Here is a 10,153-nt window from a genome sequence, read left to right as displayed (position 1 = left end):
ATTTCCTGTTCGAATTCAGCTAAAGACATGTACTCACCTCAAAATCAACATTATATAATTGTAAGTTATCCTTTATTGGAGCGAGAGGGAAAAAATGATTTTTATTAATTAAAATAAAAAACCACAATCAGAACAATTGTGGTACAAATTAATCTCCAAATAATATTAATGTTGAAATTTCCCTCGGAATAATAGAACTGATATTTTATAAACGATTACTTTCTTTTTGGTATTTGGTGTAATAATAAATAGAAAATTAAAGATGTAAATTGTTGATATAGCTTAAATGGACGGTGCTACTTATGAAATTTGAAAGTATAACAATAAAGAACTTTAGAAATTTTGAAGATGTTAAACTTGATTTATCAAATAAAAATATATTCTTTGGTCTAAATGATGTGGGTAAAACAAATTTTTTATACGCTCTACGATATGTATTTGATAAAGAGGTTCGTAAGCAAAACCTTTTAGACTCGGATTTTCATAATAAGCAGATTGAAAAACCAATTGAGATTGTCGTTACTATAGATATTAGTGATGTTGCTGACAGCGATTGTCAAAAACTCCGTGCACAGCTAAAAGGTGCATTGCTAAGTGAGCATAATAAGGTATATATAAAGCTTTTTGCAGAATATAGCAAAACAGAAATGCTCGCTCTACCGATATTATCGTGGGGTGGTGATATTAATCATCTTTACGAAATGAAGCAAAGAGGATATCTATATGAAATAGACTATGTATTTAATGTCATTTATATTGACTCTTATGTTGATTTGTATTCCCTATTTAAAAAGAATGTGAGCCAGCTTGTCAGAAATGAAAAGGATGAAGATAAAGATATTCTAGCAAAAATTCAAAATACAGTTGATGATTTGAATGGTCATATTGCTTCTCTGTCTGGAATTAAAGAATTTGAGGATAAACTTACGCCAGAATATCAAAAATTCCATGATGAAGGGATATCTGTTTCAATAAAATCCGAAATCGCAGTAAAGGGATTGTACTCAAATATCATCCCATATATTAAACAAGATAATGATGATAATTTATATCCTACTGCCGGGGAAGGTAGGAAAAAGTTATTGGCATATTCAATATACGACATACTGTCAGATGAAAATGCGGAAAAGAAAATCAATTTGTTTTTAATTGAGGAGCCTGAAAACCATCTTCACAAGTCTATGCAGATTGCATTATCACAAATACTTTTTACCGATAGCAAATATACATACTTGTTTGTAACAACTCATTCGCCTTTTGTTCTTTATGAAATGGATAATGTAAATTTAGTTCGAATATATAGTGAGCGAAAAATCAATAGTATTAGCACATTTTATAAAGTGCCTGATGCTTATGAAAAAAACAGGAAAATGTTAAACCGTTGTTTGTCAGAAGCAATCTTTGCTAACAAAGTACTTTTGGTTGAAGGACCATCTGAATATATGCTATTTAGCAAAGTCCTTTCAGTAGTGCATCCTTTTTATGAAGCAGATGGAATATATATTTTACCAGTTGATGGTGTGGGATTTGAAACATATTTTTCTATCCTGGATGAACTTGAAATTTTTAATGTGGTAAAAACTGACAATGATTTGAGAGCGGTAACAGGAAAAGGTACATATAGCGTTTTAGGCTTTTCACGCTGTAATAATTATATTGGGGAAAAGCGTCTGCCTACTAAACAAATTCAAGAGAATTCTGTTTCTGCCAAGAGGAGTTTATATAATTCAAATATAAATACTTTGGATAAAATACGGAGTGACTTTCATATTTTCTTATCAAAAGTGGATTTAGAAAATGATTTAGACGAGTTTTTGCATGATAGATTATCAGCTTTATTGGATAATGATAATCCTGTTAAATATTTACAAGATGCAAAGCACTATCATATGGTGGAGTTGATTGAGAAACTTTCGGGTACAGATTGCAGAACAATCTATAATCATTACAACTTTGCATGTTTGAAGGAGGTTGCCGAATGAAACTATCTCCAATTCAAGAGAAAATAGTAGAAACTCCCGGTAACTTAATAGTAAGGGCAAGTGCAGGAACAGGAAAAACCCATACAATGGTTAATAAAATTGCTAAGGAAATTGATGATAACCATACACATAAAGTTATTGCTGCAATTACTTTTACAATAAAAGCAGCACAAGAAATAAAGGATAGATTGTCTGTCGATGTAGTTCAACACTTCATTGGAACAAATAACAGTTTCGTTATTGAGGAAGTTATAAAGCCTTTTATGAAGGATGTCTATGGTGCTGATTTCGATTTGGACATGAGTACGGACTATTCAGCTAAAGTTGATACTTTTCAAGAAGCTATTGAAAAAATAAGGAATGAAGGTATCCTCTGCTCATATCGAGATAATAAAAGGAACTTTATTTTTGATTTGGCTCAAGAAATTGTAGAAAATTCTTCGGCTTGTAGGCTTTATCTTCAAGCAAAATATTTTAAAATATATATCGATGAATATCAAGATTGCGACAAATCAATGCATAAATTCTTTATGTATTTATGTGATGAATTGAATATCGAAACCTTTGTTGTGGGAGATGAAAAACAATCGATTTATATATGGAGGGGTGCTTATCCAGAGGCTTTTAAAAGCATCTGGAACAAACCCAATTTTAAAAAGATATTTATGGGAGATAATTTTCGCTCTTGTCAACAAATACAGAATTATTCTAATCTATTATGTGATGAGACAAGAAGTCTTTACAATCCTACGGAAAATATAGATAATATTGTGTGGCTTTCCCCTACAAAGGCAAATTGGGCAACAGAAGTATTGTCTAATATTGTTCCCGATAAAACGTCAGCATTATTGCGTTTTTCTAATGATAACGCACGAATAGGAGCAAGCGAATTAACGACAAACGGTTTAGAGTATGTTTATATCCCACAGACTCCTATTGCTGATATTACAACAGATACAGCGTGGCTTTATACAGCAATTGCTAAATACCTTATAATTGAAAAGTATTCTGCATATGATGTAATTTCGGAAATACCTGTTGAAGGAAATGAAAGTCGCAAAACAGTATCCACCGTAAAAAGATTACTCAAAAGAATTGAAGAGACTATAGATGATGAGCAGTCTTTCGGCTCGTGTGTCACAGCATTGGCTGAATATCTTGGATATGATACTCGCTCTGCTCACATAAACAAATTATTCAAAACAATTTCTGATACCAGTTTTCATGTGGCATTTGAAGCGGATAAATACAAACACATCGCAATTACATTCCACTCTTCAAAGGGATTGGAGTTTGAACAGGTAATTGTATTTGCAGAGGATTATCGACTGTCTGATATGTCAAGTATATACAACCATTATGTAGCGGTTACAAGAGCCAAGAGTAAATTAATAATTGTAAAATTAAACGATTTTAATGCTAATTGTTTTCAAGACAATTTAAAGAAAATATTTAATGAAAGTGGCCTTAATATTGAGGATGTAGTGACATACGGATAATTTTGACAAGTTATGTTTGATAATATGTAATTATATTTTAGAACAATATTAAAAAGTAAGTGACAAAAACCTATAGTATTATTACTATAGGTTGTAGACTGATAGTGTGAGTAATATATTCCACGATAAAGAAATCAGTTATACAAATAAAATTGAAGTCTGCAAAAAAATAATGTAATATTGCAACGCTTTGAGTTGACAGGCAGAATGAAAGATTTATAATATTTATTATCTTTCAAGGACATTCGATTTTGATGGTGCAAAATTGCAGGTAGTTATATTTGAAACTTTGCAGCGGTGTGGTACTCCCTATGGCAGAGATAGCTTTAAGCGTGTTGTTGCACTTGCTGATGATGAGGATATGCAAAAGCGATGGAAATACTTTCCGAATAATAAAGATGATACACTTGAGTTTCCTGTTGTACTTGCGGAAATTCAGACTTTTCATGAGCCTGTATTCGATACGATTGTGAATGAGGATGAATATCTCAAAAAGTGGATTAGAAACAATTTCAATTGGTTAATAAATAATCCTTATCTTTTATAACATATTACGGAGGAAGTTATATGGCGCATACAGTAGCAATAATAGGAAGTTTTCAAAAATATTATAACGAGATTTTGAGTATTATTCGAGTATTTAAAAAAGTGGGTTTGTGTGTGTTGTCACCAAATGAATCTTATATAACCGATAAAATCGGAGATTTTGTAATTTTTGAATCGGATAAAAAAGATTTTTCCCCCGCAGAAATACAAATGATAACACTAGATAAGATCATTAGAGCAGACATGGTTTATGTATATAATCCTAATGGATATGTTGGCAAGACAACGTGCTACGAAATAGGATTTTGTTTTTCTAAAAAAAAGCCTATATATTTTTTTGATTATCCTGATGATCTTCCCATCCCAGTTATAAAAAATAAGCAAGTGTTAAAACCAGAAGAATTTGCTTATATTGCATTTTCAAGTGAAGTTGAATTTATAACAGATTATTCTTTATGTACTGATGGAGAAAAAGCATTTAATGATTTATTTGATTTGGAGAGAAGTGTTAACCCTGTAAAGGCCAAAAAAATAGTTATCTGCGGAAGCATGATGTTTTTTAAGGAAATGGTTAATTGTCAAAATCAACTTAAAAAATTAGGAATAGAATCCATTGTGCCAAAAGAAGAAAATGAAACTGTTGGTCTTTATGATGAAAGGCAATTTATGAAATTTAAGAAAAAAGTTTCACGCACATATTTAAAAAAAATCAGAGATAAAGAAACTATGGGAGTGTTGATTTATAATGCGAAAAAAAGAGGCATCGATAATTACATAGGAGCAAACACATTAGTTGAACTTGCAATGGCATTTACTTGGAATAGAAAAATTTTCTTGTTTAATGATATTTATTCTCCGTTAAAAGATGAACTAATGGCTTGGGATTGCATATGCCTTAACGGAGATCTTAACAAGTTAAAAGGGGAGTTTATTAAGGAGAATATGGTACTGGAGGAACCAACTGATTCACAACTTTCATTATTTGAATTCATATGAGGAAACAGATATGCTTACTAAAGATGTATTTATTTATCATTTGGACAATGAAATACAAAAATTATTTTCACTAAATAAATATAATTACAACTATTTATATTCGGTTTTTAAGTTAGTAACAAGAATAGCATTTTTGATTAGTAATAAGAAAATTTTAATACCAGCCTCAAATTATTTTGAATCCGATTTGTCTTTTAGAATACTTAACGAACTAAAAGAATTAAATGAAATTGGTGCTATTGATTTGATATCTAGTTCTCATAATATTGATGAATTGTTAAGTAAAAAGGTTAATCAACATGGCGATAATATTTCATCGTCATACTTTCATTATCGTGATTTTGTGTGTGATAATCAAAAAATAATATTACCAGGAACATTAAAAAAGAGAGAACGAAGTGCATCTTTAGATATAAAATCTGGATGGTATTCTTCGATCAATAATTTTGAAATGAGAAATACACTTGTCAATTTTTCGTTAGAGACAATACCTGCATCAAAACTTGAAGATATATTATATGAGGTTCCACAAAAGTTAGGACACAAGGCTTATATCAGTGATTATATTTTGCCTTTATTACCAATAGACAACGAAAAAATTAAAAATGCAGATTACTTTTTGAACACTTTTATTACAAGAGAATATATCTCTAGTTTTTTAAAAGAGTTTAACGCTACATGTTTAAAAGATATCCCGATTATTGATTCTCATGTCGTTCTTCCACATAGAACAAATGATGAAGAACAATATATTTCATATAATGCATTGGCATCTGAGCTTAAACTTTTAAAATATAAGAACTTAAGTGCCTTAGACTTTGTAAATAATTGTAGTACGTATGAACTAATTGAATTCAAAAACTCAACTGAATGGAAATGCATTTTGGGAAAATTAAATAATTCAAAATCGAGCAAAAATACTATACAGGAGAAAAAAAGTATGGAAAATTACAGCAATATAAAAATTGGTATTATTACTGCTTTGCCAAAAGAATGTGCGGCTATGAAAATGATGATGCACGAAGTTGAAGAATGCTTTTTTGATGATAGAGGGGCAGGCCATAGATTTTTTGTTGGCAAACTAAAATCTGCAAACGGTAAAAAGCATAGGGTGGCTCTTGGATTATGCGGTATGGGAAATAACAAAGCAGCTATAAGGGTTACTAATATGTTAAATCATTTTAAATCAATAGATTCGATTATTATGACTGGTATTGCTGGTGGGATTCCATCATTTCAAAATGACGAAAAACAGGTCAGACTGGGGGATATTGTTGTGTCAAATAGCGTTACTCAGTACGATTTCACTAAAGAAACGCCTGAAAATATTGAGGTGCGTTCTAATTCTGCAAAACCAAGTGCACAACTACTAGAAGCTATTGATTTTATCAAGGTAAATGAATATGAAAATATTTATCCTTGGCATGAATATATTGATAAATTTTCCACTAATTCACGTTTTATGAAGCCATCTGTTGATACTGATAAATTGTACGATTTGGAGGGAAACCTTTGTGAACATCCTTATGACAGTACTCGAACAAAATATCCTAAGGTTTTTATGGGTGGCATTGCATCTGCCAATAATTTACTCAAAAATCCCAATAAAAGAAAAATGCTAAAAGATAAATATGGAGTATTAGCTGTCGAAATGGAAGCTTCCGGTGTTGCGGATGCAACTTGGACTAATACAGTGGGATATTTGGTTGTTAGAGGTATATGCGACTATTGTGATACATACAAAAATGATTTATGGCAAGAATACGCGGCATTGGTTGCAGCAGCGTATACCTGTTCCATAGTTGAAAGTATCCCGTATATATAACATATCATTTTGAAGTGCTATATTCTAACAAAGCTTTGACCCGGAGGAGCATTGGAAGTGTTCCACATAGACAAATCGGCTGAAAATCCCACCTTGATGACTTTTTGTCATATATATTAAAACTAAAGACAAGATATTGAGGTGTGGAGAAAAAATTTAGTTGAATTTTTCAAGCATTCATGAGTGGTACAGTGTTACTATAGACTCACAATAAATTTCTATGCAGTCGTTCATATCGTAAATTATATTCAACATATATCTAAAATATATAAAAATGAAAAATCAAATTGTAATTGTATTGATGATACTTTCATAGTGTATTCCCCTACACTCGCCAGAGCGCATGACTGTTAATCATGATGTCACTGGTTCGAGCCCAGTTGGGGGAGCCATAACAGAGTAGTTTTTATAGCTACTCTGTTTTTTTGTTATCTAAAAGTTTGTCTAAATTACTATTATAGTTATCGTTTACAAGATGCATTTGAGCCGCAAGGTGTATATAAATTTGAGTAATATTTAGGCTCTATGTCAATAGTTGGGGTAAACCCGAAAAAGAAGAATTGAAATGAACAAGCGATAGTAAATCAAGCTATCGCTTGTTTTGCATTTGGTGAGAAAACATATGTAAAATACGGTTACGGAAACGCTTAAAATTTCTGTAACCATAAGCATTACGCTTAAGTACCTTAATCTTGTTGTTGCAGCCTTCGGTAAAACCGTTGGTGATAGCAGAAGAAAAAGAATTCAGAATACCCGGAAGCCAATTGAGCATAGAGTTAGCACATTTTACAAATTGTGCAATACCACAGTCTAAAACAGAATTTATCCAATCAGAAAAAGCTGTTTTTGCAGACTGTCGGTCTTTGCAATCAAGGATTTTAAGGAAATCCTCTTTGTAAAAATGAGCAGTAGAAAGAGTTGGAGAAGTAAAAAGCATAACATTTACCTGTTGTTTTTGTTCGTCAGAAAAGAGGTCAAATCTTTTTAGTAAAAGCTGTCTTGATTGCTTGAAGTATCTGCGATGAGATTTGCTGAATTTCTTTTGTTCTTGTTTGCGAACAGCCTCAAAAGCCCAGATAACTTGCCGTATCCAATGGTATTTATCAACAATCTGTGAGGCATTTTTAAACCACATAGAAGAAATATTAGAGTAGGGTTTCCACATATCACTGACAAAAAACTGAACCTTGTCACGCTGTGACTTATCAAAATGGTTAAAATACTCAGTTAGGAAATGCGCATATCTTTTTGGAAGAATGTCCAAAACAACCTTGTTGACAGGATCGGTGAGAATACATTGATACTTTTCACTGTTCGTATTGCCTTTAAATTCATCAATAGAAATAGCAGATGGGAGCTTTTTAGGAGCGTAGGAAACTAAATCAAAAACCCTGATTACGGAGCTTACAGAGAGGTTAACCTCTCTTGCAACGCTTGAAAAAGAAACTTCATTTCTCAATTTGTCAATGATATACAAAGCCAATCTGTTAGTCATACGATGATAACGAGGGAGAAAATCGACATTTTCAGGGAAACGCTTGCCACAGGAGTAACGATATCGACGCTTATAAAGATGAATAAAGATGTGCTTGCAAAAGGCAGGAATATCCTTTATAGGCTGTTCACGATAATCGTGAATCTTATCAGTTAAATTGCCACAGCAAGGACATTTGTGAGGTTTTCGTTTTAACCGGCAGTTAATATGGATTGAATTATCAATTTCTTCAATTTTTTCTATATCAACATCTTGCAATCCTAAAAGTTTTTCGGTAAAATATTTGTAGAGCATATTTGTTCCTCCGTTTCTGGTTTCTAGTCAATTCCATTTTAACGGATTTTAGACAAATATGCTCTACTTTTTTTAAAATTATTTTTGTAGGATCTATTTGTTACCCCAACATTTAGTATAGAGCCTAAATAGTTTACGCAACTTAATAAAGCCGCAAAACAAAAATCTACCGACAGAGTATTCTCTGTCGGTAGGTATTGCTTTTATTGAAATTTTAATTTATTATCATCATTACCCGGTAACAATACTTATGTTATCGGCTTTTTATAAACTAAATTTCGGACTCATCTCCAATTATGTATAATTTAGAAATCGTTAAAGTTTACATCGGAATTATCTCCTATACTATAGTATATCTAAATATAAACTTCCTCGTACATCGGTCTTATCTCCAATCTTTAGATTTTTATTAGATAAATTTTATCTGTACATTGGTACGACCACCATTAACAAGATTTTAAATTATATTAAGTTGTAATCATAATCTCGGATAAACCTGATTACCTTAGAATTGTGATTACTTTAAAGCTCATTTTTACGAATAATAACCTAACAACTACTTTCGCAGACAATCTATATAAAAAATATGAAGTTCTTTTTTGTATTCGTACGCTTTGAATGCAATTGTTTGATTGGTAGTAATCGGAAACCTTGTCTGATTTAAATTAATAATATGTTTAATAACATTGAAATTATCAGCTGCCCGACAAACAAACGAGATATTATAACCTTTTCTAATGTATCAGGTTATTGTTTGTTTGGGGGAAGGCTCCGCATGAAATCTCTGATATATCTTATGTAATGGACTTTTACTTTCATATTAGAAACCTCCTTTTGTTCCTTTTCTTTGTCTATATTATACAGAATAAATCAACTGTTGTCAATATAAATATTAAAAATATTTATATTTTTATTTTATCAAAATCTATTGAAGTGCATTTTGCGTTGTGGTATAATTAAATAGTTGGGGTATTGCAAAATACTCCTTTTATTGACTTTTTTGTTGCTGTTGTGTATAATAATTACATATTAATATGATTTTCAACGGATAAGAGGTGTGGTATATGATTAAGAAGTATAATAAACTTGTGAGAGATAAAATTCCGAAGATCATTGAAGAAAACGGTCAGATGTGTGAAACCGAAATTCTTTCTGACGAAAGATACCTTGAAATGCTTGAATTAAAGCTTTCAGAGGAGTGTACAGAGTATCAGATTGATAAAAATACCGAGGCGCTTGCCGATATTCTTGAAGTTGTTTATGCCATTGCCAATGCAAGAGGTATGACAGACGGTGAACTTGACAGATTAAGACTTGCCAAGGCTAATAAAAACGGAAGATATAAAGATAAAATATTTATTAAAGAAGTTACTGAGTGGTAAACAAAAGCACGGTGCATTAAACGCATCGTGCTTATTTTTTTGTGGTTCTTTGTCAAAAGTTGGGGTAAATTATGGTTTAGCGGAATACTTCACAAGGCAATTATGAAAGTTTGGTCGACCTTTTCAAAGGTCGT

7 protein-coding genes and 1 tRNA gene are annotated in these 10,153 nt (G+C 31.6%); 7 read left to right on the top strand and 1 reads right to left on the bottom strand.

Translation table 11 applies throughout. The annotated features are described in order from the left end of the window. Window positions 1–302: 302 nt before the first annotated feature. The 6 genes from AAAY30_RS10605 (at window position 303) to AAAY30_RS10580 (ending at window position 7,240) form a co-directional block, all read left to right on the top strand. Entirely contained in the window at window positions 303–1,982 is a 1,680-nt protein-coding gene (locus tag AAAY30_RS10605; RefSeq protein ID WP_295026443.1) for an ATP-dependent nuclease, read from the top strand. Beyond that, window positions 1,979–3,481 carry a UvrD-helicase domain-containing protein gene (locus AAAY30_RS10600; RefSeq protein ID WP_295026441.1) on the top strand — a complete coding sequence of 501 codons (1,503 nt, stop codon included), beginning with the start codon at window positions 1,979–1,981 and terminating at the stop codon, window positions 3,479–3,481. The genes AAAY30_RS10605 and AAAY30_RS10600 overlap by 4 nt, the downstream gene beginning before the upstream one ends. Before the next feature lie 265 nt (window positions 3,482–3,746). Continuing rightward, on the top strand, window positions 3,747–4,028 hold the full coding sequence (locus tag AAAY30_RS10595) for a hypothetical protein (RefSeq protein WP_295026439.1): 282 nt from the start codon (window positions 3,747–3,749) through the stop codon (window positions 4,026–4,028). Window positions 4,029–4,048: 20 nt separating this feature from the next. Beyond that, window positions 4,049–5,023 (top strand): hypothetical protein, encoded by a 975-nt coding sequence (locus tag AAAY30_RS10590; protein ID WP_295026437.1) that lies wholly within the window; start codon window positions 4,049–4,051, stop codon window positions 5,021–5,023. A 10-nt stretch (window positions 5,024–5,033) separates the two neighbouring features. Then, entirely contained in the window at window positions 5,034–6,848 is a 1,815-nt protein-coding gene (locus AAAY30_RS10585; RefSeq protein ID WP_302191421.1) for a 5'-methylthioadenosine/S-adenosylhomocysteine nucleosidase, read from the top strand. 321 nt (window positions 6,849–7,169) lie between these two features. Then, window positions 7,170–7,240, top strand: a tRNA-Asn gene (locus AAAY30_RS10580). 197 nt (window positions 7,241–7,437) lie between these two features. Here the strand turns inward: AAAY30_RS10580 and AAAY30_RS10575 are convergent. After that, a complete protein-coding gene (locus tag AAAY30_RS10575) occupies window positions 7,438–8,637 on the bottom strand; it encodes an ISL3 family transposase (protein WP_337781955.1) in 1,200 nt (399 codons plus the stop codon). A gap of 1,064 nt (window positions 8,638–9,701) precedes the next feature. Here AAAY30_RS10575 and AAAY30_RS10570 point away from each other — a divergent pair. After that, on the top strand, window positions 9,702–10,019 hold the full coding sequence (locus AAAY30_RS10570) for a nucleoside triphosphate pyrophosphohydrolase (RefSeq protein ID WP_022233941.1): 318 nt from the start codon (window positions 9,702–9,704) through the stop codon (window positions 10,017–10,019). Window positions 10,020–10,153 lie beyond the last annotated feature (134 nt).

Origin of the sequence: Ruminococcoides bili (assembly GCF_040093295.1) — a bacterium.
In the GTDB taxonomy this organism is placed as follows: domain Bacteria; phylum Bacillota; class Clostridia; order Oscillospirales; family Acutalibacteraceae; genus Ruminococcoides; species Ruminococcoides intestinale_A.
This window is presented reverse-complemented; position numbering and strand designations above follow the sequence as displayed.

Bases quoted from the DNA above. Each gene is read 5' to 3' on its own strand.
- AAAY30_RS10605 (WP_295026443.1), top strand. From the start codon at position 303: ATGAAATTTGAAAGTATAACAATAAAGAACTTTAGAAATTTTGAAGAT.
- AAAY30_RS10600 (WP_295026441.1), top strand. From the start codon at position 1,979: ATGAAACTATCTCCAATTCAAGAGAAAATAGTAGAAACTCCCGGTAAC.
- AAAY30_RS10590 (WP_295026437.1), top strand. From the start codon at position 4,049: ATGGCGCATACAGTAGCAATAATAGGAAGTTTTCAAAAATATTATAAC.
- AAAY30_RS10585 (WP_302191421.1), top strand. From the start codon at position 5,034: ATGCTTACTAAAGATGTATTTATTTATCATTTGGACAATGAAATACAA.
- AAAY30_RS10575 (WP_337781955.1), bottom strand. From the start codon at position 8,637: ATGCTCTACAAATATTTTACCGAAAAACTTTTAGGATTGCAAGATGTT.
- AAAY30_RS10570 (WP_022233941.1), top strand. From the start codon at position 9,702: ATGATTAAGAAGTATAATAAACTTGTGAGAGATAAAATTCCGAAGATC.